27 protein-coding genes are annotated in these 26468 nt (G+C 72.6%); 26 read left to right on the top strand and 1 reads right to left on the bottom strand.

Annotated features, from left to right (window positions below; genetic code table 11):
• Positions 1-4 precede the first annotated feature (4 nt).
• The 9 genes from ACLBKU_RS04370 (at position 5) to ACLBKU_RS04330 (ending at position 9627) form a co-directional block, all read left to right on the top strand.
• On the top strand, positions 5-691 hold the full coding sequence (locus tag ACLBKU_RS04370) for a flagellar basal body L-ring protein FlgH (RefSeq protein ID WP_410178309.1): 687 nt from the start codon (positions 5-7) through the stop codon (positions 689-691).
• 14 nt (positions 692-705) lie between these two features.
• A complete protein-coding gene (locus ACLBKU_RS04365) occupies positions 706-1839 on the top strand; it encodes a flagellar basal body P-ring protein FlgI (RefSeq protein ID WP_410178308.1) in 1134 nt (377 codons plus the stop codon).
• On the top strand, positions 1836-2156 hold the full coding sequence (locus ACLBKU_RS04360; RefSeq protein WP_410178307.1) for a flagellar biosynthesis protein FlgJ: 321 nt from the start codon (positions 1836-1838) through the stop codon (positions 2154-2156). Before ACLBKU_RS04365 ends, ACLBKU_RS04360 begins: the two co-directional genes overlap by 4 nt.
• Entirely contained in the window at positions 2156-3496 is a 1341-nt protein-coding gene (gene flgK, locus ACLBKU_RS04355; RefSeq protein WP_410178306.1) for a flagellar hook-associated protein FlgK, read from the top strand. The genes ACLBKU_RS04360 and flgK overlap by 1 nt, the downstream gene beginning before the upstream one ends.
• Before the next feature lie 13 nt (positions 3497-3509).
• Complete coding sequence (locus ACLBKU_RS04350; RefSeq protein ID WP_410178305.1) at positions 3510-4433, top strand: flagellar biosynthesis protein FlgL; 924 nt, start codon at positions 3510-3512, stop codon at positions 4431-4433.
• A gap of 13 nt (positions 4434-4446) precedes the next feature.
• Entirely contained in the window at positions 4447-5310 is an 864-nt protein-coding gene (motA, locus tag ACLBKU_RS04345; RefSeq protein WP_410178304.1) for a flagellar motor stator protein MotA, read from the top strand.
• A gap of 1 nt (position 5311) precedes the next feature.
• Positions 5312-6211 (top strand): flagellar motor protein MotB, encoded by a 900-nt coding sequence (locus ACLBKU_RS04340; protein ID WP_410178303.1) that lies wholly within the window; start codon positions 5312-5314, stop codon positions 6209-6211.
• 147 nt (positions 6212-6358) lie between these two features.
• Positions 6359-8809 (top strand): HAD family hydrolase, encoded by a 2451-nt coding sequence (locus tag ACLBKU_RS04335; RefSeq protein ID WP_410178302.1) that lies wholly within the window; start codon positions 6359-6361, stop codon positions 8807-8809.
• On the top strand, positions 8806-9627 hold the full coding sequence (locus tag ACLBKU_RS04330; protein WP_410178301.1) for a class I SAM-dependent methyltransferase: 822 nt from the start codon (positions 8806-8808) through the stop codon (positions 9625-9627). The genes ACLBKU_RS04335 and ACLBKU_RS04330 overlap by 4 nt, the downstream gene beginning before the upstream one ends.
• Before the next feature lie 112 nt (positions 9628-9739).
• Here ACLBKU_RS04330 and ACLBKU_RS04325 read toward each other — a convergent pair whose 3' ends face one another.
• Positions 9740-10561, bottom strand: coding sequence for a flagellin (locus tag ACLBKU_RS04325; protein ID WP_410178300.1), 822 nt, complete (start codon positions 10559-10561; stop codon positions 9740-9742).
• 282 nt (positions 10562-10843) lie between these two features.
• Between ACLBKU_RS04325 and ACLBKU_RS04320 the strand changes: the two genes are divergently transcribed.
• The 17 genes from ACLBKU_RS04320 to fliD are packed head-to-tail and all read left to right on the top strand — an operon-like array spanning position 10844 to position 26468.
• Positions 10844-12151 carry a sigma-54 interaction domain-containing protein gene (locus tag ACLBKU_RS04320; protein WP_410178299.1) on the top strand — a complete coding sequence of 436 codons (1308 nt, stop codon included), beginning with the start codon at positions 10844-10846 and terminating at the stop codon, positions 12149-12151.
• Positions 12148-12513 carry a flagellar hook-basal body complex protein FliE gene (gene fliE, locus ACLBKU_RS04315; protein WP_410178298.1) on the top strand — a complete coding sequence of 122 codons (366 nt, stop codon included), beginning with the start codon at positions 12148-12150 and terminating at the stop codon, positions 12511-12513. Before ACLBKU_RS04320 ends, fliE begins: the two co-directional genes overlap by 4 nt.
• A gap of 3 nt (positions 12514-12516) precedes the next feature.
• Positions 12517-14145, top strand: a complete 1629-nt coding sequence (gene fliF, locus ACLBKU_RS04310; RefSeq protein WP_410178297.1) for a flagellar basal-body MS-ring/collar protein FliF — start codon at positions 12517-12519, stop codon at positions 14143-14145.
• Complete coding sequence (gene fliG / locus ACLBKU_RS04305) at positions 14142-15149, top strand: flagellar motor switch protein FliG (protein ID WP_410178296.1); 1008 nt, start codon at positions 14142-14144, stop codon at positions 15147-15149. Before fliF ends, fliG begins: the two co-directional genes overlap by 4 nt.
• Positions 15133-15795 carry a FliH/SctL family protein gene (locus ACLBKU_RS04300; protein ID WP_410178295.1) on the top strand — a complete coding sequence of 221 codons (663 nt, stop codon included), beginning with the start codon at positions 15133-15135 and terminating at the stop codon, positions 15793-15795. The genes fliG and ACLBKU_RS04300 overlap by 17 nt, the downstream gene beginning before the upstream one ends.
• Complete coding sequence (locus ACLBKU_RS04295) at positions 15759-17120, top strand: FliI/YscN family ATPase (RefSeq protein WP_410178294.1); 1362 nt, start codon at positions 15759-15761, stop codon at positions 17118-17120. The genes ACLBKU_RS04300 and ACLBKU_RS04295 overlap by 37 nt, the downstream gene beginning before the upstream one ends.
• A complete protein-coding gene (locus ACLBKU_RS04290; protein ID WP_410178293.1) occupies positions 17113-17544 on the top strand; it encodes a hypothetical protein in 432 nt (143 codons plus the stop codon). Before ACLBKU_RS04295 ends, ACLBKU_RS04290 begins: the two co-directional genes overlap by 8 nt.
• 49 nt (positions 17545-17593) lie before the next feature.
• Entirely contained in the window at positions 17594-19588 is a 1995-nt protein-coding gene (locus tag ACLBKU_RS04285) for a hypothetical protein (RefSeq protein ID WP_410178292.1), read from the top strand.
• A 32-nt stretch (positions 19589-19620) separates the two neighbouring features.
• The gene (locus ACLBKU_RS04280) at positions 19621-20217 is read left to right on the top strand and encodes a flagellar basal body-associated FliL family protein (RefSeq protein ID WP_410178291.1); all 597 of its coding nucleotides are present in this window, start codon (positions 19621-19623) and stop codon (positions 20215-20217) included.
• Positions 20214-21194, top strand: coding sequence for a FliM/FliN family flagellar motor C-terminal domain-containing protein (locus tag ACLBKU_RS04275; RefSeq protein ID WP_410178290.1), 981 nt, complete (start codon positions 20214-20216; stop codon positions 21192-21194). Before ACLBKU_RS04280 ends, ACLBKU_RS04275 begins: the two co-directional genes overlap by 4 nt.
• Entirely contained in the window at positions 21191-21634 is a 444-nt protein-coding gene (locus ACLBKU_RS04270) for a FliM/FliN family flagellar motor switch protein (protein WP_410178289.1), read from the top strand. Before ACLBKU_RS04275 ends, ACLBKU_RS04270 begins: the two co-directional genes overlap by 4 nt.
• A gap of 12 nt (positions 21635-21646) precedes the next feature.
• Positions 21647-21943: a flagellar biosynthetic protein FliO gene (locus ACLBKU_RS04265; RefSeq protein ID WP_410178288.1), complete on the top strand. Its 297-nt coding sequence runs from the start codon at positions 21647-21649 to the stop codon at positions 21941-21943.
• Between the two features lie 53 nt (positions 21944-21996).
• Positions 21997-22785 (top strand): flagellar type III secretion system pore protein FliP, encoded by a 789-nt coding sequence (gene fliP, locus ACLBKU_RS04260; RefSeq protein ID WP_410178993.1) that lies wholly within the window; start codon positions 21997-21999, stop codon positions 22783-22785.
• Complete coding sequence (gene fliQ, locus ACLBKU_RS04255) at positions 22785-23057, top strand: flagellar biosynthesis protein FliQ (RefSeq protein ID WP_410178287.1); 273 nt, start codon at positions 22785-22787, stop codon at positions 23055-23057. The genes fliP and fliQ overlap by 1 nt, the downstream gene beginning before the upstream one ends.
• Before the next feature lie 4 nt (positions 23058-23061).
• Positions 23062-23850 carry a flagellar biosynthetic protein FliR gene (locus ACLBKU_RS04250; protein WP_410178286.1) on the top strand — a complete coding sequence of 263 codons (789 nt, stop codon included), beginning with the start codon at positions 23062-23064 and terminating at the stop codon, positions 23848-23850.
• On the top strand, positions 23843-24976 hold the full coding sequence (locus ACLBKU_RS04245; RefSeq protein WP_410178285.1) for a flagellar biosynthesis protein FlhB: 1134 nt from the start codon (positions 23843-23845) through the stop codon (positions 24974-24976). Before ACLBKU_RS04250 ends, ACLBKU_RS04245 begins: the two co-directional genes overlap by 8 nt.
• A 55-nt stretch (positions 24977-25031) precedes the next feature.
• Positions 25032-26468 (top strand): flagellar filament capping protein FliD, encoded by a 1437-nt coding sequence (gene fliD / locus ACLBKU_RS04240; RefSeq protein WP_410178284.1) that lies wholly within the window; start codon positions 25032-25034, stop codon positions 26466-26468.

Genomic DNA, 26468 nt, shown 5'->3' with positions numbered 1-26468 from the left:
CTCGATGACGCCGCGCATCCTCCTCGCCCTCGCTGCGCCGCTGGCGCTTGCCGCCTGCATGGGCGGCGGCGGCGGTCCGCAGCCGGGCTTCGTCGCCCCGCCTCCCCCGGGCGCGGCGCTGACCGCCCTGCCGGCGGCGACGGCCCAGCCGGCGAGCGCTGGCGCGATCTTCCAGGCCTCGAACGGCTATGCCGGCCTCGTCACCGGGACCCGCGCGCGGATGCTCGGCGACATGGTGACGATCGTGCTCACCGAGGCCACCACCACCTCCAAGAGCACCACCGGCAAGACCGCCCGCGAGGGCAGCTTCGGGATCACCCCGCCGACCAAGGGCCCGCTCGATTTCCTCGACCCCGAGGCCCTTAAAGCCGCCGCGGAAGGGTCGTTCAACGGCTCGGGCAATGCCGGGCAGCAGAGCCGCCTCAACGGCGCTGTCGCCGTCACGATTGCCGCGATCTACCCCAACGGCACCGCCGAAGTGGTCGGAGAAAAGCAGATGATGTTCAGCCAGGGCGACGAATGGGTGCAGTTCGCCGGCCGCATCCGGCTGGTCGACATCGACGGCGACAACCGCCTCGCCTCCTCGCAGGTCGCCAATGCCCGGATCATCTATTCGGGCAAGGGCGCGGTGCAGCAGGCGAGCCGGCCGGGCTGGCTGAGCCGCTTCTTCAACGTCATCTCGCCGTTCTGAGGGAGCCGCCCGCCATGACCCGCACCCGCCCCCGGATCCGCCCCCGCATCCTCGCGCCGCTCCTCTACCTGCTGCTCGCCGCGATCTTCGGCCAGCTGCCCGGCGCCGCCCATGCCGAGCGCATCCGCGACCTCGGCCAGTTCGAGGGGCTGCGCGCCAACCAGCTGACCGGCTACGGCATCGTCGTGGGCTTGCAGGGGACAGGCGACAACCAGCTCGAATACGCGACCGAGGCGATGCGCGGCGTGTCGGGCCGGCTCGGCCTGCCGCTGCCTCCGGGGGTGAGCCCGACGCTGCGCAACGCCGCCGCGGTGATTGTCACCGCCGAGCTGCCCGCCTTCGCCAAGCCCGGCCAGCGCATCGACATCACCGTCTCGACCCTCGGCCAGGCCTCCTCGCTCAGGGGCGGGGCGCTGGTGCTGACCCCGCTCTACGGCGCCGACGGGCAGATCTACGCGATGGCGCAGGGCAATGTCGCGGTCGGCGGGCTCGGGGTGTCCGGGCGCGACGGCTCGCAGGTCAGCGTCAACGTCGCCACGGTCGGCCGCATCGCCGACGGCGCGACGGTCGAGCGCGGCGTCGCGACCGGCTTCGATGCCGCGCCGGTGCTGCGCTTCAACCTCAGCAATGCCGACTTCCTCACCGCCACACGGGTGCGCGACGCGATCAATGCGCGCTTCTCCGGCATCGCCAGCATCGCCGACGGGGTGTCGATCGCGCTCACCCTGCCGCAGGCGAACGACGTGCGCTCGGCGATGATGGCCGAGATCGAGATGCTCGCCGTCACCCCCGCGCCGGTCGCCGCGCGGGTGATCGTCAACAGCCGCACCGGGACCGTGGTCATCAACGACGCGGTGCGCCTCAAGCCCGCCGCGGTCAGCCACGGCAAGCTGGTGATCCGCATCGAGGAGAACCCCACCATCGTCCAGCCCGCGCCGTTCAGCCAGGGCCAGACCGCGCAGGAGGAATCCTCGAACATCTCGGTCGAGGAGCGCTCCGACCGGGTCGCCTACATGCCCGGCGCCGCGTCGCTCAACGAGATCGTCGACGCGCTCAACCTGCTCGGCGTGGGCGCGGCGGACCTCGTGGTGATCCTCGAGAGCCTCAAGCAGGCCGGCAGCCTGCAAGCCGAAATGATCGTGCTGTGACCGGGCCGGTTACCCCTTCCCGCCCGATCGCGGCCGGCAGCGCGGCGCGCCCGGCGGAGTCCCTCTCCGCGGAACGCGCTGCGCTGCGAAAGGCGGCCGAGGGCTTCGAGGCGATCATGCTGCGCCGGTGGCTCGCCACCGCGCGCGCCGCCACCGCCACCGAGGAGACCCCGCTCACCGGCGGCGGCCGCCAGCAGTTCGAGGCGATGCGCGACGAGACCTTCGCCGACATCGCCGCCGCCTCGGGCTCCTTCGGGTTTGCCCGGAGCATCGAAGCGCAGCTTGCTCAATACCTTCCGAGCCAAGGAGATAGCTGATGCCCACCGCGATCTTCACCATCGGCCGTTCGGGCCTTGCCGCGACCCGCCGCAGCCTCGAGCTCGCGGCGCAGAACGTCGCCAATGCCGAGAACCCGAACTATTCGCGCCGCACGCTGACGCAGGGCGAGCTGGTGATGACCGGCTCGATCGGCACCAATGCGCAGGATTCGCTCGGAGGGGTGCGCCCCGGCACGATCGAGCGCGCGGAGAGCGCGCTGGTGCAGCGCCAGGCGCGCGATGCCTCCTCGGCGCTGTCGGGCGCGCGGGCCGAGTTCTTCGCGATGCGCGAGGCCGAGAGCGCGATCGAGACCTCGGGGCTCTACACCGGCCTCGTCGATTTCGAGGCCGCGCTGACCCGGCTCCAGAACAACCCGATGGAGCCTGCGCTGCGGCTCTCGGTGCTCGAGGGCGCGCGCAAGATGGCGGGCAATTTCCGCATCGCCGACGGGACGCTCGGCAATGCCCGCTCGCTGGTGCAGAACGAGGTGAGCGCCAAGGCGCTGACCATGAACGAGCGCGCCAAGGAGCTCGCCGCTATCAACGCCGACCTCGTCGGTTCGCGCGAGGGCACGGCGGGCCGCGCAGGCCTGCTCGACGCGCGCGACAAGGTGCTGCGCCAGCTCGCCGAGGAATTCGCGATCGAGCCGACCATCAACGCCAACGGCACCGCCGACGTCACCCTGACCGGCACCCCGCCGGTGACGCTGGTGAGCGGGGGGACGGCTGCGACGCTGTCGGTCAGCTTCGCCGCCGACGGCACCGCCGGCTTCGCGCTCGGTGCGACCGCCTTCGCGCCTTCGGGCGGGGCGATGGCGGGCCGCGCGAGCGCGCTCGTCGGGATGGCGGGCCTCCAGACCGATCTCGACACCATCGCCCAGTCGGTGATCGCCATCGCCAACACCGCGCAAGGTGCGGGTGTCGCTGCCGACGGCACCCCCGGCCAGCCGCTGCTCGCGGGAACCGGGGTGGGGGACATCGCGGTGGTGCTCGCCGATGCGAGCGGGCTCGCTACCGCGCCCGCCGGGTCGCCCGCGGGCAGCCGCGACACCGCCAACCTCGCCGCGCTGATCGGCGCGCTCGGCGCCAGCACCGGCCCGGTGACCCGCGCCGATACCCTGCTGCTCGGCCTGTCGAGCCGCGTCTCGGCGCTCGAGACCCGCAGCGAAGGCCTCAAGGTCGTCGCCGAGAGCGCCGAGAGCGAGCTGCTGCGCGAAACCGGCGTCGATCTCGACGACGAGGCCGCCAACCTGGTGCGCCTCCAGCAGGCCTTCGAGGCCAACAGCCGGGTGATCCAGGTCGCCGCCGAGCTGTTCGACACGATCCTCGGGCTGAAGTGAGGAGTCGCGCGCGATGAGTTCGATCACCAATTCCCCCGGGTCCTTCTTCAACCGCTCGCTTTCGCAGATGGCGGACCTGCGCGCCGGGATCGAGCGCACCCGCTCGCAGATCGCGACCGGCAGGCGCATCGAGCGCGGCTCGCAGGACCCCGCGGCGGCCGCCCAGCTGCGCAGCGTCGCCCGGCGCGAGGCGCTCGCCAAGGTCGAGGGCGACAATGCCGCGCGGCTCGGGCAGGACCTCGGCGCGGCCTCGAACGAGCTCGAGGCGGTCACGGTGCTGCTCCAGCGCGCGCGCGAGCTGGCGCTGGCGGCGGCGAACACCCCGACCGGCAGCCAGGGGCGGCAGGCGATCGTCTTCGAGCTCGGGCAGCTCCAGGAACAGCTGTTCAGCCGCGCCAACGCCGCCTCGTTGACCGGCGAGCCGCTGTTCGCCGGCCAATCCTCGGCGCAGGCCTTCACCCGCGACGCCGCGGGCAATGTCACCTATGCCGGGACCGCGACCAGCGGCGCGGTGCCGATTGCGCCGGGCACCACGATCGAGCGCGGGCTGCCGGGGAGCGAGGTCTTCGAATTCAGCCTCGGCGGCTCTCCCTCGAGCGCCTTCGCAGTGCTCGGCGCGCTCACCAGCGCCTTGCAGGGGGGCGCGGCGGATCCGGCCGCGGCGGCCAACGCGTCGCTCGAAGGGCTCGACACCGCGCTCGAGACGATCAACCGCGCGCAGACCATCCTCGGCACCCGCATGGCGTGGGTCGAGCAGGTCCAGGACCAGCAGGGCGAGCGCGGCATCGCGCTCGCGGAGCAGCGCTCGCGGGTCGGCGACACCGACGTCGCCGATGCGGTCGCGCGGCTCCAGCAGTCGCTCACCGCGCTCGAGGCCACCCAGGCCGCCTTCGCCCGCGTCAGCTCGCTGACGCTGTTCGACGCGCTGCGCCGCTGAGGAGCCCCGGAACGTGTTCGTCGCGATCGGCATCGTCGTGCTTCTGGTCATGGTGTTCGGCGGGTTCATCCTCGCCGGGGGCGCGATGGGGCCGGTGCTCGAAGCGCTGCCGCTGGAATTCATGATCATCGGCGGTGCGGCGGTGGGCGCGACGCTGATCGGCAACTCGATGCACGCAATCAAGCTGCTCGGCGCGGGGGTGCAGCGCACCTTCAAGGGGCAGAAATACACCGACGAGGACCACATCGACGCGATCGCGCTGACCAGCAAGCTGATGAAGCTGCTGCGTTCGGAGGGCGCGGTGGCGCTCGAGAGCCACGTCACCGAGCCCGCCGCCTCGACGATCTTCAGCGAATATCCGCGCCTCCAGGCCGATCCCATCGTCACCGGGATGATCTGCGACCCGCTGACGCTGATGGTGGTTTCCTCGGGCACGCTCGACACTCACGCGGTCGAGGAGGTGATCGACAGCGCGATCAAGACCCAGCTCCACGACATGGAGGAGCCCGCGCACATGATCCAGTCGCTCGCCGACGCGCTGCCCGCGCTCGGGATCGTCGCGGCGGTGCTGGGGATCATCAAGACCATGGGCGCGATCAACGAGCCGCCCGAGGTGCTCGGGCACATGATCGGCTCCGCGCTGGTCGGCACTTTCCTCGGGGTGCTGCTCGCCTACGGCATCGTCGCCCCGCTCGGCGGGCGGCTCAAGCAGATCAACACCCACGACAGCCAGATCTTCCACTCGATCAAGCAGGTCATCATCGCGTCCTTGCACGGCTATCCGCAGCCGCTGGTGCTCGAGGCGGCGCGCTCGGGCCTGCCCGCGGCGCACCGGCCCAAGCTCACCGACCTGCTCGACATGATGCGGGGCCGCTGACGTGGCCGAGGGCAAGGCGGCCATCCCCGCTCCGATCATCGTCAAGAAGGTGACGATCGTCGAGGGCGGCCACCACGGCGGGGCGTGGAAGGTCGCCTATGCCGACTTCGTGACCGCGATGATGGCCTTCTTCCTGCTGCTGTGGCTGCTCGGCGCTACGGAAGAGAAGCAGCGCAAGGGCATCGCCGACTATTTCACCCCCACGCTCGTCAAGCTCCGCAAGGAAAGCGCCGGGGCCAACGGCCTGCTGGGCGGCTCGTCGATCACCGATGTCGACAATTACCCCAATCGCAAGGGCCAGACCGGTCGCCAGGCGCTGACGATCCCGCGCGATTCGGCCGGCGGGCCGCAGGCGAACGGCGCGGAGACCGCGGAGCAGAAGGACGACGAGCGGCTGCGCGAGGTGCGCGCCAAGATCCAGCGCAAGCTGGCCGAGCGCACCAAGCTGGCGAACCTCGCCCGGCAGGTGCGGGTGATGCGCGCGCCCGAGGGCATCCGGATCGACCTGATGGACGATGCCGACTTCTCGATGTTCGAGCTCGGCACGACGATCCTCACCAAACAGGCGCGCGACCTGCTCACGGTCATCTCGGACACCGTCAGGGACGAGCCCGCGCCGCTGATCCTGCGCGGCCACACCGATTCGCTGCCGTGGCGCGGCAATGTCCGGGGCAACAACTGGTCGCTCTCTGCCGGCCGCGCCGAGGCGACGCGCCAGGCGCTGGTGCTCGGCGGCGTGCCCGCGGGCCGCTTCGCCCGGATCGAGGGCGTCGCCGAGACCGAACCGCTGATCGCCGATAACCCCGCCGACCCGCGCAACCGCCGCATCTCGCTGCTGCTGCTCGAGGGGCGGGTCGGCATGGCTCCCTCTCCCGAACGCGCCGTTCCGGCGAAAAAGTAGTCGGTGCCCCCGGCGCCCTGTCCGCACCGAAAACAGACCTCCCGCCACCTAGGGGCAAACCCCGATCGTAGCCGCGTGGGAGCATAAACCATGTTCGGTTAGCCCTCTGCCGCAGCCGAGCGTTCGGCACAAAGGTAAGGGGCTCTGATGAAAGAGATAATTCTGCCGCACCAGTTGCCTGAGGCGCTGCTGCGCTCGCCCGCCGGCATCACCATGCTGTCGCTCGACTGCTTCGACACGCTGCTGTGGCGCGATTGCCACCAGCCGACCGACGTCTTTGCGGCGCTGCCGGGCCTGTTGATCCAGCAGCGGGTTTCGGGCGAAATCAGGGCCCGCAAGGCCAAGAGCAAGATCCGCGAGGCTGTCGAGGTGACCCTTGCGGACATCTACGCCGAAGTCATGCCCTTCGCCGATCAGGCCGCGCGCGATCGGGCCATCGCTGCCGAGCTCGAGGCCGAGGCGCGGGCGTGCTTTGCCTTTGCGCCCACGGTCGAGCTGATGCGCGTGGCCAAGGCGCAGGGGCTCGATGTCGTCATCGTGTCGGACACCTACCTTTCCTCCGACCAGCTGCGCGAGCTCATCGCAGCGGCTGCGGGCCCTGAGGTGGTCGGCCTGATCGATCGCATCTTCGCCTCGAGCGATCATGGCATTTCCAAGGGCCAGGGGCTGATCAAGGTCGCGCTGGAGGCGATGCAGAAGGCCCCTGACGAAGTGCTGCACATCGGCGACAACCCGCGTGCCGATTTCCAGTCCGCGCGCCGGCTTGGCGTTCATGCCCTGCACCTGCTCCAGTTCGCCGACCCGGCCGCGCGCCGGCTGCGCCACGAACGCGCCTGCGCCCGCATGGATGTGCGCGAGCAGGGCAGCATCGAACCCCGCATCGTCGGCTTGCAGCCGCACCGCGCACTGCTCGCGGCGCTCGAGCCCCGGATCGACGATCCGGCCGAAGCCCTGGGCGCGACGGTGCTCGGGCCGGTCTTCACCGCCTTCGACGACTGGCTGCGTGCCGAGGCCGAAGCCTTGCAGCAGGCGCGCGGCGGCACCGTCCACTGGCTGTTCTGCCTGCGCGACGGGCACCTGCCGGAAGTGGTTCACGCTGCACGCGGGAGCGCGCCCAGCACCGCGCGTGCCGAGATCAGCCGCTTCGTCGCGACCGCCGCTTCGCTGGTCAGTGCGGAAGGCTATCAGCGACAGGTGGGCGCATTGCGCGGCATGAAGCCCACGATCATCGCGCGCCAGATGCTGCTGGAAGAAGGCGAGATGGCCCGGATCCTCGGCAGCATCAGGAACATGACCGATCAGGCGAGGGCCGTGGCCGCGCTCGACAAGGAACTCCACGCCCGCCACCGCCGCAAGCGCACCATGCAGCGGGCCGAGCGCTATGCCGACCGGCTGGTCGCCCATGTGCGCGCGGTGTGCAACCCGCAGCCGGGCGACACGCTCATGCTGATCGACCTTGGCTACAATGGATCGGTGCAGGATCACATCGATGCGCTGCTGCGCGAACGGCTCGGCGTGCATGTCGCCGGGCGCTACCTGATCTGCCGCGAAGTCGCCGCAACCGGGCTCGACAAGTCGGGGCTGATTGATCAGCGCCACTTCGATCCGGGCGTGCTCGAGGCGATGTGCATGAACGTCGCGGTGATCGAACAGCTGGCGACCTGCGAGATCGGCTCGGTGATCGGATACGAGGCCAATGGCACGCCGATCCGGGGCAAGAGCAGCATCAAGGGCGGCCAGAGCGATGTGCGCGGCCGCGTGCAGCAGGGCGCGGTGCAGTTCGCGCGCGCCGCGCAGGGTGGCGGCCCGGTGCTGCGGCAGGCCGATGCCGAGCGCGCCCGCGCGTGGCGCGACGCCGCAGCCCAGGCGCTGCTGCGCTTCATGTTCCTGCCCGACCCGGCCGAACTCGCGATTCTCAAGAGCTTCGAGCATGACGTCAATCTCGGCTCGGACCAGATGGTCAAGCTGTTCGATCCGGAGCTCGCCACCCGGCAGATCAAGCGCCGCGGGCTGTTCTACATGCGCGGCTCCTCGCGCATGTTCCTGCCGGCGGAGCTGGCGCAGGAGGACATGAGCGTCAGGCTCGCGCTGATGGTGCAGCAGCGGTTCGACCCTGCCTTCACCTATGCCGATTACGCGCCGCGCAAGATGTCCCTGCGGACCTTCCACCTTTCCGCCGACCAGCAGACCGCCGGCGATGTCGAGGCCCATCACACCCACGACGGCTATTTCGTCGCCCGCATTCCGCTGCCCAGGGATTGCGCCGCGGTGGGATTGCAGCTGGGTCAGGACTGGAGCTTCGTCGAGATCGCCGAGGTCACCCGGTCGCGCATCGGTTCGCTGGCCGCCACGCTGGTCGACGAGGTCGGCAAGCCCTGCACCAACATCATCCACGACGCGATGCGTGAGCACGCGCCGGGCCTCTTCGAATGCCTTTCGGAGAGTGCGCTGATGATGATCGTCCCGGACGCCGATTCCCGGCTCGACATTCCCGGTTCGGAAATGATCGAGGTCGTGTTCCGGCCCCTCGCGCCGCGCCAGCGCGCCGATGAAGCACGGCTGGCTCTTGCCCCTCTCGCCAGCAAGGATGCCGCATGAGCGACCTGTTGATCCATTCGATGGCCGAATTTGCCGCCGTCATCCTGCCGTGTCTCGAAGACGCGGGCGCAGCCACGATCACCGAAGTCGGCAGTGAGTTCGGGTCGATGTCGCAGGCGCTGGCCGATCATTGCGCGGCGCGCGGCGGCCGGCTCACCTGCATCGATCCGGCCCCGGCACCCGAATTCGCGCAGTGGGCCGCAGCGCGCCCGCACGTCGAACATGTCGCGCGGCCCAGCCTCGAGGTGCTGGCCGACGTGCCTGCGGCCGATGCCTGGCTGATCGACGGGGATCACAATTACTACACCGTGTTCCACGAGCTCGGCCACATCGACACCGTGGCCCGCGCGGCCGGGAAGCCCTTGCTGGTGTTTCTTCACGACGTCTCGTGGCCCTGCGCCCGGCGCGATTTCTATTACGCGCCCGATCGCATTCCGGCCGAGTGGCGCCATCCGCACAGTTTCGAGCATGGTGCGCGGCTTGGCTGCCCCGAGGCGCTGTTCCGGCAGGGCTGGCGCGGCATGGGGCAATTCGCCATCGCGATGGAAGAGGGCGGTCCGCGCAACGGGGTGCTCACCGCGGTCGAGGACTTCCTCGCCGCTGCCGACACGCCAGATCGCCCGCTGTGCTATGCGCATATTCCTGCGGTGCTTGGCCTCGGCATCATCTTTGCCGCCGATGCGCCCTGGTCGGACGCGCTGGCCGGACGGCTTGCCCCCTATCACCAGAACCCGCTGATCGCGCAGCTCGAAGAGAACCGGCTGCGCAACTATCTCGAAGTGATCGCCTGGCAGGACCGCAGCAGCGCGGCGGCGTAACGGCCCCTCCGCTGAGATTTTCGCGAGACGCAAAGAAAGGCCCGGGATCGCGAGATCCCGGGCCTTGCGCGTTCCTGCGCGCGCCCCAGGGGAGAGGGCGCGCGCGAGGGACTTAGCGGAGCAGCGAGAGGACGTTCTGCTGCGACTGGTTGGCCTGCGCCAGCATCGCGGTCGAAGCCTGACCGAGGATCTGCGCCTTGGCGAGCGCGGTGGTTTCCGCCGAGTAGTCGGTGTCCATGATCCGCGAGCGGGCGTCGGTGAGGTTGGTCGAGACGTTGGTGAGGTTGTTCACCGCCGACTGCAGACGGTTCTGGAACGCACCGAGGTCGGCGCGGGCGGTGGTGACTTCCCCGATCGCCGAGTCATACTGATCCAGCGTGGCACCGGTGACAGCTGCGCTGCTCGAACCGAAGGTGATGACGGCCGTCATGGTCGATGCGGCGTCGAGTTCCGGCAGGGTCACGCTGATCGCGTCGACCGATTCAGCGCCCGCCTGGATCGAGATGCTGTTGCTGCCGGTCGAGAACAGGTTGATGCCGTTGAAGGTGGTGTTCGAAAGGACCGAGTTGATCTGCGAAGCCAGCGCGTCGCGCTCGGAGTCGATGTTCGCGACGTCGCTGCTCGAATAGGTGCCGTTCGAACGCTGCACGGTCAGCTCGCGCATGCGCTGGAGCATGTTGGTCACTTCGTCGAGCGCGCCTTCCGCGGTCTGGGCCAGCGAAATGCCGTCGTTGGCGTTGCGGATACCCTGAGCCATGCCGCGGATCTGCGAGGTGAAGGAGGCCGAAATCGCGAGGCCGGCGGCGTCGTCGGCGGCGCTGTTGATGCGCTTGCCGCTCGACAGGCGTTCCATCGAGGTGCCGAGGGCCTTGCCGGCCGCAACGCTGGCGTTGGTGGCGCGCAGCGCCGAGATGTTGGTGTTGACAACGTTCATTGTGAGAACTCCCGAGTGGTCCATCATGCAGGACGAACTGGCCCGTCGCTGCTGGGGCTAAGAGCGGTCGCCGCGGGAAATGTTTAAGCCGGACATTTTCCCGTTTGCCGAGAAAGACTTGCCGCGGCAGCCTCTGGCACGCGGCCCGGCCCCGCGATCGTCCCTGCCGTGCCGCTGCCCGCCGGCTTAGGGAAAGCTACGGGGGCTTAAATTTGCCTCCTGAAAGCCCTGCCTGCGGCACAGGATTGCCGAGACCAACCCGCAACGCATTCAGGGGCAAGCATGATGGAAGCGGCGAGCGGCACTGTGCCCGGCGCGATGGCGACGCCCGGGCGGGGTGCCCACGATATTCTGATCGACATGACCCTGCCGCTGATGGGCGGCAGCTGGCAGCGCGACCGGATCGTGATCGGTGACGCGATGCCCCCGGCGATGGCCGCCGGGATCGCGCGCGGCGGCAAGGTCGCGATCGCGCTCGAGCACGCTGCGCGCCCCGCGCTGACTCTCGCGGGGACGGGCCGCGCCCGCCTCGCCTATGATCCCGAGCACCTCGTCCCGGCGCGCGCCGCGCTGATCGCCGCCTCGGCGCAGGGCGGCTGGCCGGTCGCGGGCGACCCGCAGTCGCTGGCGCTCCTCACCCTCGCCGAACGCATCGCCGCGAGCGATATCCCGGTGCTGCTCGAGGGCCCCACCGGCACCGGCAAGGAGGTGCTGGCGCGCTTCGTTCACCGCCTCTCCGCGCGCGAGAGCGGGGGCGCGCTGGTCGCGGTCAACTGCGCCGCCATGCCCGAGGCGATGCTCGAGGCGCTGCTGTTCGGCCACCGCAAGGGCGCCTTCACCGGCGCGGCGGAGGCGGGCGAGGGCCTGTTCCGCGCCGCGGACGGCGGCACGCTGCTGCTCGACGAGATCGGCGAGTTGCCGCTGCCGTTGCAGGCCAAGCTGCTGCGCGCGCTCCAGGAGGGCGAGGTCCTGCCGCTCGGCGCGACCAAGCCGCACAAGGTCGACGTGCGCGTCGTCGCCGCGACCAACCGCCACCTTGCCGCCGAAGTCGAGGCCGGCCGCTTCCGCGAGGACCTGCTCTACCGCCTCAACGTCTTCCCCCTGCGCCTCGCCGCGCTGCGCGACCGCCCGGGCGACATCGCCGCGCTCGCCTTCGCGATGCTGCTGCGCCACGCCCCCAAGCCCGGCCGCCCCGGCTGGATCGAGGCCGAGGCGCTCGCGCTGCTCGAGAGCCATGCCTGGCCCGGCAATGTCCGCGAGCTCGAGAACGTCATGCGCCGCGCGATCCTGCTCGCCGGCGAGAAGGACGCGATCGCGCCGTCGCACATCGTCTTCGACACCGCGGTGCGCGCGGTCGCCGAACCTGCGCCGACCGCGTCCGGCCTCGCCCGCGCGGGCGCCGCCGCCCCGCGCTCGCTCTCCGATGTCGCCTTCGCCTCCGAGGCGCGGGCGATCCTCGAGACGCTCGCGAAGAACGACGGCAACCGCGCCGCCACCGCGCGCAGCCTCGGCATCTCCGAGCGCACCCTGCGCTACCGCCTCGCCTCGATGCGCGGCGCCGGGATGCTTGCGGCGGGAGGTGCGGCATGAGCGGCGTCGGTCGGGTTGGCTTCGGCGTCGAGGACGTCATGGCGCTGCGCCAGCAGGTGCTCGCCCGCAGCGCGGCCTTGCGCGACGTGCGCGCCGCGAGCGAAGCCAGCGGCGCGCTTCAGGCCCCCGGCAGGGCTCCGGGCGCCGGCTTCGCGGAGACGCTCACCACCGCGCTCCGCCAGGTCAGCGCGGTGCAGGAGCGTTCCAGCCAGATGCAGGCCGCCTACGAACGCGGCCAGGTCACGGACATCGCCCAGGTGATGCTCGCGCGGCAGGAGGCGGGCGTCGCCTTCGAGGCGACCTTGCAGGTGAGGAACAAGCTCCTCAACGCCTATCAAGACATCATGCGGATGGGGGGCTGATAGATGGCCGACGCTGCGCTCCCCGTTCCGGTCGAGTCTCCCGGCGTGCCCGCAAGCCAGACCGGCTGGCGCGCGATGCTGCCGCCGCCGGTCGCGGGCTTCCTCGCCCAGCCGGCGCTCGCCCGCGCGCTCCCCGCGCTCGCGGGCGTGGGCGCGCTCGCCGCCGCCGCCGCCCTGTGGATGACCATCGCCAACGGCCCCGACCGGGTGCTCTACACCAGCCTCACCGACGCCGAGCGCGCCAAGGTGGTCGAGACGCTCGAGGCGGGCGGGATCGCCTACGCGATCGACAGCGGCACCGGGGCGATCTCGGTCGCCGACAAGGACCTCTACCGCGCCAAGATGCTGGTCGCGAGCAATGCCGGGATCGCGGCGCCCGAGGGGGCCGAGGCGATGCTCGACTCGATGCCGCTAGGCACCTCGCGCACCCTCGAGGGCGAGCGCCTGCGGCTGGCGCGCGAACGCGAGCTGATGCTGACGATCAAGGAGATCGACGGCATCGAGACCGTGCGCGTCCACCTCGCCACCCCCGACCGCTCGGTGTTCGTGCGCGAGAACAGCGCGCCCTCGGCCTCGGTGATGCTGCGCCTCGCGAGCGGGCGGAGCCTCACCCAGGAACAGGTCGGGGCGATCGTCAACCTCGTCGCCGCCTCCGTGCCGGGGATGAGCGCCGACGCGGTGCGGGTGGTCGACCAGAACGGCCGCCTGCTCTCCGACCCGCGCGATCGCCAGGGCGAGGGGCTCACCCTCCAGCGCGAGCACGAGGCGAAGCTCGCCGAGCAGGTCGACGCGCTGCTGCTGCCGCTGCTCGGCGAGGGCAATTTCTCCGCGCAGGTGCAGGTCGAGCTCGACCGCTCCGAGGTGACCTCGGCGCGCGAGACCTACCAGAAGGATGGTGCGGTCCGCGCCGAGAGCCAGCGGAACGCGACCCGCACCGGCGCCGCGCCCGCGGGCGGGGTGCCGGGGGTTGCGGCCAACACCCCGCCCCCGCAGGCCCAGCTGGTCAACGGCGCGCCCCAGCCCGCCGCGCCCGCCGCCCCCGCCACTTCGACCGACACCGAAACCTCGACCGATCGCTCCTACGAGCTCGGCCGCGAGGTCGCCGTCACCACCGCCGGGCCGGGGAGCCTCAGGAAGCTCTCGGTCGCGGTCGCGGTCAGCGACGTCGCGCTCCGCAAGGCCGCGCCGCTCACCGCGCAGCAATTGGAGGCGCTGGTCAGCGCCGCGGTCGGCGCCAACACCCAGCGCGGCGACATGGTCAAGGTCGTCGCCAGCAAGTTCGAGCCGACCGACCTCGCGCCGCCCGCCTTCTACGAGGAGGCGTGGTTCGCGATGCTGGTCCGCTACGCCACGGCGCTGATTGCGGTGATCCTGGTGCTGCTGCTCGCGGTGCGCCCGCTGATCGCGCGGCTGCGCGGCCGGGGCGCGGCGGCCGCGGAGACCGGCGAGGACGCGCCGCCCGCGCTCGCCGACGCGACCGGCGCCGGGGCGGGCACGCCGGCGCCCTCGCTCGAGGACCTCCCCCGCCAGGTCGAGCTCGCCCGGCGTCTCGCCGCGAGCCAGCCCGAGCGCGCGGTCGAGGCGCTCCAGCGGATGCTCGACGCGCCCGACCGGCAGGCGGACGCCGCATGAGCGCCGAACCCGCCCTGCTCAGCCGGGTCGACCGCGCCGCGGTCTTCCTGATGCTGCTCGGCGACGAGGAGGCGACCGGCCTCCTCTCGCGCCTCTCGCCGACCGAGCTCGAGAAGCTCGGCGCGGCGATGATGGCGCTCGGCGAGGTCGAGGCCGCGCACATGGCCGAGGCGCTCGCCGATTTCGCGGGCGAGGCGGCGCGCGAGGCGCTGCCCCGCCGCGGGCGCGACGACCGGGTGCGCTCGCTGCTCGACAAGGCCCTGGGCCCCGCGCGCGCGGACAGCATGATGCAGCGCATCGCCCCCGATACGCCCCCGCGCAGCCTCGAGCTCGCGCAGTGGCTCGCGCCCGGCGTGCTGGTGCGGCTGATCCTCGACGAGCACCCGCAGGTGATCGCCGCGCTGCTGCTGCTGATCGAACCCGAGCCCGCCGCCGAGGTGCTCGCGATGCTGCCGCTGGAGCTCCAGTCGCTGGTGGTCGAGCGGGTCGCGCGGAGCGGCACGATCTCGGCGACCGCGATCGCCACCATCGACACCTTGCTGACCCAGCGGATCAGCGCGGCCTACGGCACCGCGGCGCTGATGATCGGCGGCCCGCGCGAGGCGGCGAACCTCATCAACCTCGCCGCGGGCGAGCTGCGCAACACGGTCCTCCCCGCGATCGCCGAGCGCGACGCCGCGCTCGCCGAGCAGATCGAGGAGCAGCTGTTCACCTTCGAGATGCTGTTCGTGCTCGACCCGCAAGCGATGGGCCGCCTGCTGCGCGACGTCGACAACGAGAAGCTCATCGACGCCTTGAAGGGCCTCAAGGAACCCGACCGCGCGCCCTTCTTCGCCGCCATGTCGAGCCGTGCCGCGGACGGCATCCGCGACGAGATCGAGCTGCGCGGGCGCCTTGCCAAGAGCGAGGTCCACGCCGCGCAGAAGGCAATCGTCGACATCGCCCGCGGTCTTGCCGATGCAGGCGAGATCGTGATCGGCAGCGGCAGTGCCGACTTTGTCTGAGCGGATTGGGTCAGGGCCCGGGGATTCCGGCTGGCTCGGGCAGCTCGCCGCGCTTCCTGCGCCCGAGGCCCCGCCCGCGGGCGGGCCGGACTGGCTGGCGGTGCTCGGCGGGCCCGAGCCGTTTCGCGAGGCCCTGCCTTTCGGCGAGCCCGCGCCCGCTCCGCCGGAGGCGCCCGCGCCCGATCCCCGCGCGCGGGCCGCGAAGCTCGCCTATGCGCGCGGTGAGGCGGCCGGGCGCGCCGCAGCCGAGGCCGAGGCGGCGGACAGCGCCGCGCGCCAGCGGGCGCTGCGGCTCACCTTCCGCAGCCTCGACGAGGCCGCGCTCGGCGTGCTCGCCGAGGATCTTGCCGCGACGGTCATGACGCTCGCCGAGGGCGTGCTCGGCGAGGCGGCGGTCGACCGCGGCGGGCTGCTCGCGCGCTGCCAGGCCGCGGCGCGGCGGATCGGCGGGGCGGCGGGCAGCCTCGCGCTCCATCTCCACCCCGCCGACATCGACATCATCGGCGCCGACGCGCTCGCCGGCTGGCGGGTCGTGCCCGACCCTGCGATCGTCCGCGGCGGCTTACGCATCGAGGGGCCCGACGGCGCGGTCGGCGACGGCCCCGAGGAATGGCGCCGCGCAATCGCCGCCGCGGTGCGGGGATGATCGACCAGCTCCAGCTCGAACTCGCCCGGATGCGCAGCGCGCCGGTCCCGGGCGGCCCGGTGCTCACCGGCCGGGTGGTCGCCTGCGACGGGGGGCTGATCGAGGTCGCGGGGCTCCCGCTGCCGGTCGGCTCGCTGGGACTGATCGAGAACGACGTGCACGCCGAGTGCCTCGCCGAGGTGATCGGCTTTCGCGCCGGGCACTCGCTGATGATGCTGCTCGGCGATGCGATGCTGCTGCGGCCGCAGGCGCGGGTGCGGGCGCTCGGCAATCCGGGCGAGGTGCGGGTCGGCGAGGCGCTGCTCGGCCGCGCGGTCGACGCGCTCGGCGAGCCGATCGACGGCGGCCCGGGGCTCGACCTGCCGCTCGCCTGGCCGCTCGCCGGGCGGCGCGAGGGCGCGCTCGAGCGGGCGAGCGTCACCGAGCCCTTCGACTGCGGGGTGCGCGCGATCAACGCGCTGGCGACGATGGGGGTCGGCCAGCGGCTCGGGATCATGGCCGGCTCGGGCGTCGGCAAGTCGGTGCTGGTCGACACCATCGCCGGCCACGCGGTCGCCGACGTCACCGTGGTGGCGCTGATCGGCGAGCGCGCGCGCGAGGTCTCGGACTTCGTGGGTCGGCACATGGCGGGGCACCGCCGCGGGGGGATCGTGGTGGTTGCGGTGCCAGCCGACCATGCGCCGAACCTCCGGCTGCGCGCGGCGCAATATGCGAGCAGCATCGCCGAGTATTTCCGCGCGCAGGGCAGGCGCGTCCTGCTGATCCTCGACAGCCTGACCCGCGTCGCCCACGCCGCGCGCGAGCTCGCGCTGGTGCTCGGCGAGCCGGGTGCGGCGCGGGGCTATCCGCCCTCCGCGCTCGCCGCGATCACGCGCATCGTCGAGCGCGCTGGGAACTCGGCGCGCTCGGGCGGGGCGGTCACCGGGATCTACACCGTGCTCGCCGACGGGGACGACGCCAATGACCCGGTGGTCGACACTGCGCGGGCGATCCTCGACGGGCACGTGGTGCTCTCGCGCGAGCTGGCGAGCCGCGGGCACTATCCCGCGATCGACGTGCCGGCCTCGCTGAGCCGGGTGATGGACGACCTGGTGAGCGCGCCCGTCGCCGCCGCTGCGCGGCGTCTCCGGGGCCTGATCGCGGCGCGCGAGGGCGGGCGCGACCTGGTGATGATGGGCGCCTACCGCGCCGGGGGCGACCCGCTGCTCGACGCGGCGCTGGCGCTCTCGCAGCCGATCGATGCCTTCCTGACGCAGCGCCGGGGCGAGGCCGAGGCGCTGGCGGCGAGCCACGCGGGCCTGCTCGCGCTGATGGCCGATGCGTGAGGCGCGGCGCCTCGCGCTGCTCGAGCGGCAGCGACTGATCGCCGACGTGGCGCGGAAGCAGGCGCTGCGGGGACTTGCCGAGGCGCTCGAGGCCGAGGCGCGCGGGGCTGCGCTGGCCGAGCGCAGCCGCCTTCTGGTCGCCGCCGGCGCGCCGCGCGCGGGCGCGACCACGGGGGCGGCCTTGCAGGCGCGGGCGGGCTTCACCGCCGGGCTCGCGCAGCTCGCCGCCCATGCCCGCGACGGGGCCGAGGACGCGCGCCGCCAGAGCGCCTGGGCGACCGAGGCGCTGGCGCAAGCCGAGACCCGTGCGCGCCGCCTCGGCGAGCTGACCGCCGAGGCCCGCGCGGCGCTCGCGGCGGCGAAGGAGCGGCGCGAGCAGGCCCGCGGACTGCCGCTGGCACGCAAGTTGCACAGCTCGAAGTGAAGCCTGCCGTCCGCGCCCCCCGCCGGACGCGCCGCACGAGGACGTGACGATGAACCCCTTGCTGCCCGATCTGCTCTCGCTTGCGCCCGCCTCCACCCCCCCGGGAGCCGCCCTGCCGCCGCTTCCGGCGGGGGGCGAGACGATCGGGCTCGACTTCGCGGGGCTGCTCGACGCCGCCCTGCCGGCGCCCTCGACGCAATCTCCCTCCGGCCCGGCAGCGCCGCTCCCGGTGACGGCTCCGGTCCCGGGCGATCCCCCCCTTCCGCAGGAGCCCGCGACGGGCATTGCGCCGCTCGCGGGACTGGCGCAGCCGGTGCCGACCGGCAGGAGCCTGCCGCTGCCGGGCACGTCCTTGCCGGTCGTGGTGGTGCCCGAGCGGGCGCTCGCGGCTGCGCCGCTCGCGCCGGTGCCGTCCGAGAGCGCCCCCGGGGCCGAGGCGGCGCCGATGGCGCCGGTCGCGGGGGACATGGCCGAGCCGGAGCGGCCCGCCGTGGTCGCCGACGCGCCCGCCCTGCCTGAACTGCCCGCTCCTTCGGCCGATGCGCAGCCGCGACCGGCGAGGGCGGCCGGGCCGCCCGCTGCCGTCCGGTCGAAGCCTGAGGATGCGCGGCCTGGCCTCGCGCCGATAGCCGCTGTCCCGCCGCTGCCGGAGGCGCTCCCCGCAGAGGGTGCCGCCGCGACGGCGCCTCTGCCGCAGGCCGCGTCCGCGACACCCGAGCGCCTACCGGTAGCGGTCCGCCGCGATCTGCTGCTCCGGCGCGAGGCGGCGAGCCTCGCTGCACTCCCCGAGGCGAGCGGCGCCGAGACTTCTGCACTCGGGTCGGCGCGGGCAATCCCCGTTCCTGTCCCGGGCGCGCCCCCATTGGATGCGGCGGATGGCGAGGAGACCGATCTCGCCGCAAGCCTCGAGGCTGTCGCGCTGCCGCCGGTGCCCTCGGCGCCTGCGCCGTCGGCCGTCGCCTTGCCCGTGCCTGCGAGCGCGCCTCCGCCCCCGCTTGCGACGCTGCCGGTGGCTGCCCGCGCCGCGCAGCGCAACGCCGCGCCGATCGCGGCCGCTGCAATGCCGAGGGCCACCTCGGCGAGCCCGGGGGCGACGCTCGTGCCGCCACTGCCCGACACCCCCTCCACGCCGGTGCCCGCCAGCGCCGCGCCCTCCGCATCTTCGCCGACCGCACCTCTGCCTGCCGCGCCTGCTGTCGCCGCAACCGCCTTCGCCGGGGCGGGTGGGGAGGCGCCGCCGGTGACCGATCCCGCTCTCCCTGCCGCACCCGCCCCGGCAGGTCCGGCGTCGCCGCCCGCTCCGCGCGCCCCCGCGGCGCCGCAGCCCACGCACGTCATCGCGCCGGACCCGGCGGTGTTCGCGAGCCTCGCCGAGGTGCTCGGCCCCGCCTCCCCGGACCTCGCCCCGGCCGATCCGGCGGGGCCGGAGACGGTTGCCGGTGGCGCTGCATCCGCCACCTCCGCGACCGCCTCCCCGGCCCCTGCTCCGGCCCCCACCGCGCTCGCCGCTGCCGCCGGCCCGGCGCAGCCCGCACATGCCCCCGAGCCGCGTGCCGCCGCGCCGGGCCCGCACCAGCAATCGACCATCGACCAGGTCGGGGACCTGCGCGAGGCGCTGCGCTCCGCGCGCCCGGCGATGACCCTCAACCATGCCGAGTTCGGCGCGGTCTCGCTGCGGCTCGAGGCCGGCGGGAGCGAGGGCTGGCGCGCGGTGCTCGCGAGCCGCGACCCCGGCTTCGTCCCGGCGATCCAGGCCGCGCTCGATGCCCGCGCGGTGCAGGCCGCGGCGGCCTCCTCCGACAGCGCCCAGAATGGCGGCAATTTCCTGGGCCATTCCGGGACGGGCGAGCACCGCTCCGGGTCATCCCCTAGTGGCGGGCAAGGGGCCTCGCAACCATACCTCGGGCAATCGGGAGGCCGTGACGGCGAGGCTGCGCCGGACCACCGCCGCCCCTCGACCGCCGCCGCCCTCGCGGCGCGGGCCGAGGCGGAGGACGGCGGCCCGGGCAGCGCCGCGCCGCATGCGGGCGGGCTGTTCGCCTGACCGGCGGATGAGTCAATGACGGAGCTGACAGGGTGGCCAAGGGCAAGGACAAGTCCGACAACGCGGACAGCGGCGGCAAGGGCAAGGGCGGGGCGATCAAGATGATCCTCGGCGCGGTGCTGCTGCTCGGCCTTGGCGCGGGCGGGGCCTACGGCGCCTTCGCGATGGGGCTGATCCCCGGCGCGGACGCCAAGCACGAGCCCGACGAGCCCAAGCTGGTGCTCAAGAACGAGGAGGATCCCTATCCCTTCGCAGGCGCCTCCAAGGAAAAGGACGCCTCCGCGCCGGTCTATGGCGAGGGCGGGAGCAAGTACCGCACCGCCTATTACTCCTTCACCGAGAGCTTCACCTCCAACCTCGCGGATTCGCCGGGGCTGGTGCAGGTCGAGCTCGCCGTCTCGACCCGCCGCGACGGGCGGGTGCTGCAATGGGTCAAGACCCACGAGCTTGCGATCCGCTCGGCGATCCTTGCCCAGCTCGCCGCCACCACCGAGGCCGAGGCCTATTCGGTCGAGGGCAAGAAGCGCATCGCCGCGCGGCTCACCAAGGCGATCAACGAGGTGCTCGAGGAGAAGGAAGGCTTCGGCGGGATCGACGCGGTGCACTTCAAGGGCTTCCTGGTCCAATGAGGATGGCGCATGATTTCGCCGCTGCCCGGATCGCGGCGCAGCATTGCCCCGAGCTCACCAGCCGCGGACCCCGCCCCGAGGAGAGCGCCGCGCTGCTCGCCGCCTTCCGCCGCGACCTCGCCCGGCTGCTCGCCGACGACCTTTCCGCGCTGCTTTCGGGCGATCGGCTGGATGTCGCGATCGGCGAGCCCGAGAGCCTCAGCGGCGCCGACGCGCTGCGCCGCATCGGGCCGGTCGCCGCCAACAGCCTGATCCGCGTCGGCGCGACCGGCGAGACGGCGCTCCTCTCCTTCGACTTCGCGACCGCGATCGCGCTCACCGACCGCTCCTTCGGCGGCGACGGGCGCACCGGCGGCGGCGTGCCCGAGGCGCTGCCGCGCTCGGCGGCGCTGCTGGTCGAGGAGACCGCGACGATGATCGCCGCCGCGATCACCCGCGCGAGCTACGGCGACCAGCCCCCGCCGATCGCCACGGCTTCCGCGAAGGCGGGCGAGGTGATCGTGCGCAGCGAGAGCGCCGCGCGCCTCAAGCCCTTCGCGCTCGACGATGAGGCGCTGTTCTTCGTCATCGAGATCGCCAACCGCCAGGGCTGCACCTGGCGCGCGGGCCTCGCGATGGCCGCCGCGCGGGTCGCCCGGCTGCTCCCCGGCGGGAGCCGCCGCGTCGCCCCGCGCCCGCGCGTGCCGCGCCCGCCCGCGAGCGGGATGGCCGCGCCTTTCTCCGAGATGCCGCTGGGTCTCCACGTGGTGCTCGCCGAGTTCGACCTCTCGCTGGCGCGGCTCCAGACCTTGAGCCCGGGCGACACGATCCCGCTCACCGTCGGGCGGCAGGTGCCGCTGATGATCGGCGAGACGGTGCTCGCCCACGGCTCGGTCGGCACCGCCGCCGACCGCATGGCGATCCGCCTCACGCGCTTGCCCCCGGCGGCGCCCGCTTCCGTTCCCGTCCCCGCTTTCGCCCGAGGTGCCCGGCCATGACCGCTTTCCAACCCGCTGCCTTCTCCCGCTTCGGCGATGTCGCGGTGCGCCTCTCGGTCGAGCTGGGCCGCGCCGAGCTGCCCTTGCGCGAGGTGCTGACGCTGGGCGAGGGGAGCACCGTGACGCTCGACCGGCTGACCGACGAGCTGCTCGACGTCACCGCCAACGGCCGGGTGATCGCGCGCGGCGAGGTGGTCGCGGACAAGGGGCGCTTCGCGCTGCGTATCGTGAGTCTCGTCGGCGAGGACGGGCAGGACGTTCCCCCCGCCCCCGCCCCCACCCCCGCCCCCGGCGGCGCCGCGCCCTCGCCGCCGCCCCATGCCGCTACCCCTGCCGTCCCCGAGCCCGCGCCGTCCTTCGCCGCCGCGCCGGAGCCTGCCGCCGCGCCGCCTCCGCCGGTCGACGACGATCCGTTCAACCTCGACGAGCTCCTCAAGTAGGGCGCGCGGGCGATGCTCGAATATCTCCTGCGCCTCGCGCTGCTGCTGCCGCTGCTGGCGGGGCTGATCTGGGGGAGCCTGTGGCTGACCCGCTGGCTCCAGCAGCGGCTCCACGGCGCGCCCGGCGGGATAGGCGGTGCGCGCCAGCTCCAGCTGGTCGAGACCAGCCTGATCGCGCCGGGGATCAAGCTCGCGGTGGTGCGCTTCCGTGACCGCGAGATCCTGCTCGGCTGCACCCGGCAGGGCATGGTGCGCCTCGGCGAGGCACCGCTTCCCGCTCCTTCCGCGACCGCGCCGGAGAGCGTGTGATGCTCCGCTCGCTGATCGTCCGTATCGGCATCGTCTGCCTTGCCGCGTTAACCATGTTCTGGCTGGTGCCGGAGATCGCCCACGCCGCGGCACCCGCGGCGGCACCCATTGCTGCGACGGCCACCGCCGCCATGCCCGCGCCCGATCCGGTCGCGGCGGGGGTCGGCGCGGCGGTCGAGCGGGCGCTGGGTGACAAGGGCGCGGGCGACGGCTCGCCGCTGAGCCTCTCGCTCCAGCTGCTGGTCGTGATGGGCCTCCTCACCATCCTGCCCGCGCTGGTGCTGATGATGACGAGCTTCCTGCGCATCCTCGTGGTGCTCTCGATCCTGCGCCAGGCGCTGGGCCTGCAAGGCTCGCCCCCGGGGCAGGTGCTGGCGGGGCTTGCGCTGTTCCTCTCGCTCTTCGTCATGGCCCCGACGCTCGACGTCGTGAACACCCAGGCGATCGCGCCCTACGCCGCCGACCAGATCACCGCTGACGCCGCGATCGGCAAGGCGGGCGAGGCCTTCCACGCCTTCATGCTGCGCCAGACCCGCGAATCGAACCTCGTGATGTTCACCGATGTCGCCGGGGGCGGGACCTTCCGGAGCGGCAAGGACGTCCCCTTCTCGATCCTGCTCCCCGCCTTCGTGACGAGCGAGCTCCAGACCGCCTTCCAGATCGGCTTCATGATCTTCCTGCCCTTCCTCGTCATCGACCTCGTCGTGGCGAGCGTGCTGATGAGCCTTGGGATGATGATGCTCTCGCCGACGATCATCTCGCTGCCCTTCAAGCTGCTGCTGTTCGTGCTGGTCGACGGCTGGGCGCTGCTGATGGGCAGCCTCGCGATGAGCTTCAGTTGATGCCCGAGGACACCGCCCTTCTCGCGCTCGCCGACCGGACCATGTGGGTGACCGCGCTGATCGCCGGGCCGGTACTGATCGCGGCGCTGGTGGTCGGCCTCGTCGTCGGGATCATCCAGGCGGCCACCTCGGTGAACGAACAGACGCTGTCCTTCATCCCCAAGCTTGCGGTCACCGCGCTGGTCTTCGTGGTGCTCGGCGCGGCGATGATGGGGCTGCTCACCGACTTCACCCGCGAGATCATGGCGCAGGTCGCCGGGCTCAGCCGGTGACGGCGTGAATATCCTCGACTTCGGCCTCGCCGGGATCGAGGCGCAGCTGTGGCAGATCCTGTTCCTGTCGATCCGCTGCGGCGCGGCGCTGATGGCCGCGCCGATGATCGGGGGGAACGCCGTCCCCGCGCCGGTGCGGGTGCTGCTGTCGCTCACCCTCGGCTTCTTCATCGCCGCCTGGGTCCCGCTCGCCCCGCCGCCCGCAATGGCGAGCATCGCCGCGATCCTCGCGGTGCTGGGCGAGATCGCGATCGGCCTGATGCTCGGCTTCGTCCTCCAGATCGCCTTCGCCATTCCGCTGATCGCCGCCGAGCAGATCGCGGGGACGATGGGCCTCGCCATCGCCACCTCGATCGACCCGGCGAGCGGCGCGCAGGCGGGCGCGCTCGGCACCTTCCTGAGCCTCGTCCTCAGCCTCCTCTTCTACGCGACCGGCGCGCATCTCGCCTGGTTCGAGCTGCTGGTCGAGAGCTACCGCCTCCTCCCCGCAGGCTCGGGCGTGGGAGCGTGGCGCGCCGAGAGCCTGGTGCTGTTCTTCGGCACCGGGCTCGCCACCGCCGCCGCCATCGCGCTGCCCGTGGTGCTGGTGCTGCTGCTGGTGCAGATCGTGACCGGCCTGCTCGCCCGCTCGGCGCCCGCCCTCAACCTCTTCGCGCTCGGCCTGCCCGCGGGCGTGCTCGCAGGGGTAGCGGCGCTGATCGTCGCGCTGCCGGTGACGACCTCCCAGCTTCAGGGCGTGCTCGACAGCGCGCTCGCGCAGGGCGCCCGTCTGATCGGAGGCGCGGATGGCTGAGGAGACCCCGGGCGAGAAGACCTTCGCGCCGACCCCGAAGCGCCGCTCCGACGCGGCGAAGAAGGGCGACGTCCTGCGCTCCAGGGAGCTCGCCACCCTCGCCGCGACCGGCGCGGGGGCGATGGGGCTCTATGCACTGGGCGCGTGGATGAGCGAGGCGCTCGGCGCGGTCGCGCGCGCGGGGCTGACCTTCGATGCCGCCGCGCTCGATCACTTCGCGCCGGGCGCGCTGCTCGGCGCGGCGGCGCTCGCGGCGCTGCCGCCGGTGATGGCATTGGGCCTGATCGTCGCCGCCGCCGCGCTCGCCTCGCAGCTGCTGCTCGGGCAGGAGGGCCGCTTCAATCCCGGCAACCTCGCCTTCAAGCCCTCGCGCATCAATCCGCTTTCGGGGTTCAAGCGCATCCTCGGCTGGCAGGGGCTGATCGAGCTCGGCAAGGGCCTCGCCAAGCTCGCGCTGCTCGGCGGGATCGCGTGGTTCTGGGCGAAGGGCCGCCTGCCCGAGCTTCTCGCATTGGGCACCCTCCCGCTCGAGACGCAGGTGGCGCGCGGGCTCGAGGCGATCACCTCGCTCATCGGCGCGCTCCTGATCGGCCTCCTCGTCATCGCCGCGATCGATTACCCGCTGCAACGCTTCCAGCGCGACAAGCGGCTGATGATGAGCCTCCAGGACATGAAGGAGGAGACCAAGGAATCCGAGGGCTCGCCCGAGATACGCTCGGCCCGTCGCCAGCGCCAGCGCGACCTCGCCCGCGGCGGGGTCGCCAAGGCGATGAAGGAGGCGCAGTTCGTGATCGTCAACCCGCTGCACTTCGCGGTCGCGCTGACCTACGACCCGGCGCGCGCGCCTGCGCCGCTGCTGCTCGCCAAGGGCCGCGGCGAGACCGCGCTGGCGATGCGCGAGATCGCCGCCGAGAGCGGCCTGCCGGTGCTCGAATATCCGCAGCTCGCGCGTGCGGTCTACTTCACCACAAGGCAGGGCCAGATGGTGCGCGAGGAGCTCTATATCGCGCTCGCCTCGCTGGTCGCCTTCGTCATGGCCCTGAAGCGCGGCCAGCGCCCGCGCCGCCCGGTGATCGACGTGCCCGAGGCCCTGCGCTTCGACGGCGACGGGAGGGTGGAGACGTGATCGCCGCCCGCCTGCCGAGGCTTAAACTCCCGGCCCCCGATCCGTCCTCCCTGCCATGACCACCACCGGTTCCTCCGTCATCTCGGCGCTCGGCGCGGGCAGCGGCATCGACTATGCCAAGCTCGCCAGCGACCTTGCCGAGGCGAGCTTCGCCGCACAGCGCGACAGGGCAACGACGCGCAAGACCACGCTCGAGGCGCAGATCTCCGCCGCCGGGCAGCTGCGCGGGGCGATGAGCAGCATCGCGAGCGCGCTCGGCGACCGGGTCCGCAACGGCGACCTCGCCCCGCGCGGCGAGCTCGGCAACTCGGCCGTCGCCAAGGTCGCCGTGGCGCCGGGCCAGACCCCGCGCGGCAACTTTTCGCTCGAGGTCACGCAGCTCGCGCAGGGCCAGACGCTGCTCTCGCGCAGCCTCGCGAGCCCCACCGCGACGGTCGGCGCGGGAACGCTCACCCTGCGCTTCGGCACGATCGACGGTGCGAGCTTCACCGCCGACGCCGCGCGCACCCCGGTCGCAATCACCGTCACCGCCTCGGACACGCTGGCGAGCCTCGCCACCAAGATCACACAGTCGAGCGGCGGGGCAGTCACCGCCTATGTCGCGACCGGGACCGGCGGCGCGCAGCTCGTCATGAAGGGCCGCGATGGCGCCGCGAACGGCTTCGTCCTCGAAGCGGCGAGCGCCGCCGCGGCGCCGAGCGATGTCGCGGGCGACCTTACCTATCTCGGCTGGACCCCGGCGAGCTCCGGCACCCTGCTGCGCACCGCGGCGCGCGACGCCGCCTTCCGGCTCGACGGGGTGGCGATGACCAGCCCCACCAACCGCGTCAGCGGCCTGCCGGCGGGCTTCACGTTCGACCTCACCGCGACCAACAGCGGCGCGCCGACCACCCTGAGCTTCGCGGGCAATGCCTCGGCGATCACCGGGGTGATGAACGACCTCGTCGCCGCGCTCAACGACATCGCCGGGCAGATCAAGGAGCTCGCCGCGCCGGTCGGCGGCAGGCTCGGCAGCGATCCCGGCGCGCGCGAGCTCAAGCGCGACCTCGCCGGGCTCGCCGGACAGGTGGTGATGGCGGGCGCGGCGGCGGGCGAGCCGCGCACCCTCGGCGACCTCGGCCTCGTGCTCGAGCGCGACGGCACCTTCAAGCTCGACAATGCGCGCCTCACCCGCGCGCTCGAAACCAGCCCGGACGCGGTCGGGGCGATGTTCACCACGGGGGCGAGCGGGGTCTTCGCCGCCTTCGACCGGCTGTCGCGCGACACGTCCTTGGCGAGCGACCCCGGCTCGCTCGGCGGGTCGCTGAAGCGCTTCGAGGCCGAGCGCAGCGCCAACGAGAAGAAGCTCGCGAAGATCGCCGAGCAGCAGGAGGCGCTGCGCGAGCGTCTGACCCGCGAGTTCAACGCCTCGGAAAAGCGCGTCGCCGCCTCGCAGTCGACCCTCGCCTTCCTGCGCCAGCAGGTCGACGTCTGGTCGGCAAAGGACCGGTAA

Origin of the sequence: Erythrobacter sp. NE805, from assembly GCF_046452355.1 — a bacterium.
Taxonomy (GTDB): domain Bacteria; phylum Pseudomonadota; class Alphaproteobacteria; order Sphingomonadales; family Sphingomonadaceae; genus Erythrobacter.
Note: the sequence above shows the minus strand (reverse complement) of the source record. Positions and strands in the feature narration are given on the sequence as shown.

Coding starts and splice junctions, on each gene's coding strand:
- ACLBKU_RS04275 (WP_410178290.1), top strand. CDS start 20,214: ATGAGGATGGCGCATGATTTCGCCGCTGCCCGGATCGCGGCGCAGCAT.
- ACLBKU_RS04320 (WP_410178299.1), top strand. CDS start 10,844: ATGATGGAAGCGGCGAGCGGCACTGTGCCCGGCGCGATGGCGACGCCC.
- fliD (WP_410178284.1), top strand. CDS start 25,032: ATGACCACCACCGGTTCCTCCGTCATCTCGGCGCTCGGCGCGGGCAGC.
- fliQ (WP_410178287.1), top strand. CDS start 22,785: ATGCCCGAGGACACCGCCCTTCTCGCGCTCGCCGACCGGACCATGTGG.
- ACLBKU_RS04325 (WP_410178300.1), bottom strand. CDS start 10,561: ATGAACGTTGTCAACACCAACATCTCGGCGCTGCGCGCCACCAACGCC.
- fliF (WP_410178297.1), top strand. CDS start 12,517: ATGGCCGACGCTGCGCTCCCCGTTCCGGTCGAGTCTCCCGGCGTGCCC.
- ACLBKU_RS04270 (WP_410178289.1), top strand. CDS start 21,191: ATGACCGCTTTCCAACCCGCTGCCTTCTCCCGCTTCGGCGATGTCGCG.
- ACLBKU_RS04330 (WP_410178301.1), top strand. CDS start 8,806: ATGAGCGACCTGTTGATCCATTCGATGGCCGAATTTGCCGCCGTCATC.
- flgK (WP_410178306.1), top strand. CDS start 2,156: ATGCCCACCGCGATCTTCACCATCGGCCGTTCGGGCCTTGCCGCGACC.
- ACLBKU_RS04265 (WP_410178288.1), top strand. CDS start 21,647: ATGCTCGAATATCTCCTGCGCCTCGCGCTGCTGCTGCCGCTGCTGGCG.
- ACLBKU_RS04335 (WP_410178302.1), top strand. CDS start 6,359: ATGAAAGAGATAATTCTGCCGCACCAGTTGCCTGAGGCGCTGCTGCGC.
- fliP (WP_410178993.1), top strand. CDS start 21,997: ATGTTCTGGCTGGTGCCGGAGATCGCCCACGCCGCGGCACCCGCGGCG.
- fliG (WP_410178296.1), top strand. CDS start 14,142: ATGAGCGCCGAACCCGCCCTGCTCAGCCGGGTCGACCGCGCCGCGGTC.
- ACLBKU_RS04245 (WP_410178285.1), top strand. CDS start 23,843: ATGGCTGAGGAGACCCCGGGCGAGAAGACCTTCGCGCCGACCCCGAAG.
- ACLBKU_RS04290 (WP_410178293.1), top strand. CDS start 17,113: ATGCGTGAGGCGCGGCGCCTCGCGCTGCTCGAGCGGCAGCGACTGATC.
- ACLBKU_RS04365 (WP_410178308.1), top strand. CDS start 706: ATGACCCGCACCCGCCCCCGGATCCGCCCCCGCATCCTCGCGCCGCTC.
- ACLBKU_RS04370 (WP_410178309.1), top strand. CDS start 5: ATGACGCCGCGCATCCTCCTCGCCCTCGCTGCGCCGCTGGCGCTTGCC.
- ACLBKU_RS04350 (WP_410178305.1), top strand. CDS start 3,510: ATGAGTTCGATCACCAATTCCCCCGGGTCCTTCTTCAACCGCTCGCTT.
- ACLBKU_RS04285 (WP_410178292.1), top strand. CDS start 17,594: ATGAACCCCTTGCTGCCCGATCTGCTCTCGCTTGCGCCCGCCTCCACC.
- ACLBKU_RS04295 (WP_410178294.1), top strand. CDS start 15,759: ATGGCGCCGCGCAATCGCCGCCGCGGTGCGGGGATGATCGACCAGCTC.
- fliE (WP_410178298.1), top strand. CDS start 12,148: ATGAGCGGCGTCGGTCGGGTTGGCTTCGGCGTCGAGGACGTCATGGCG.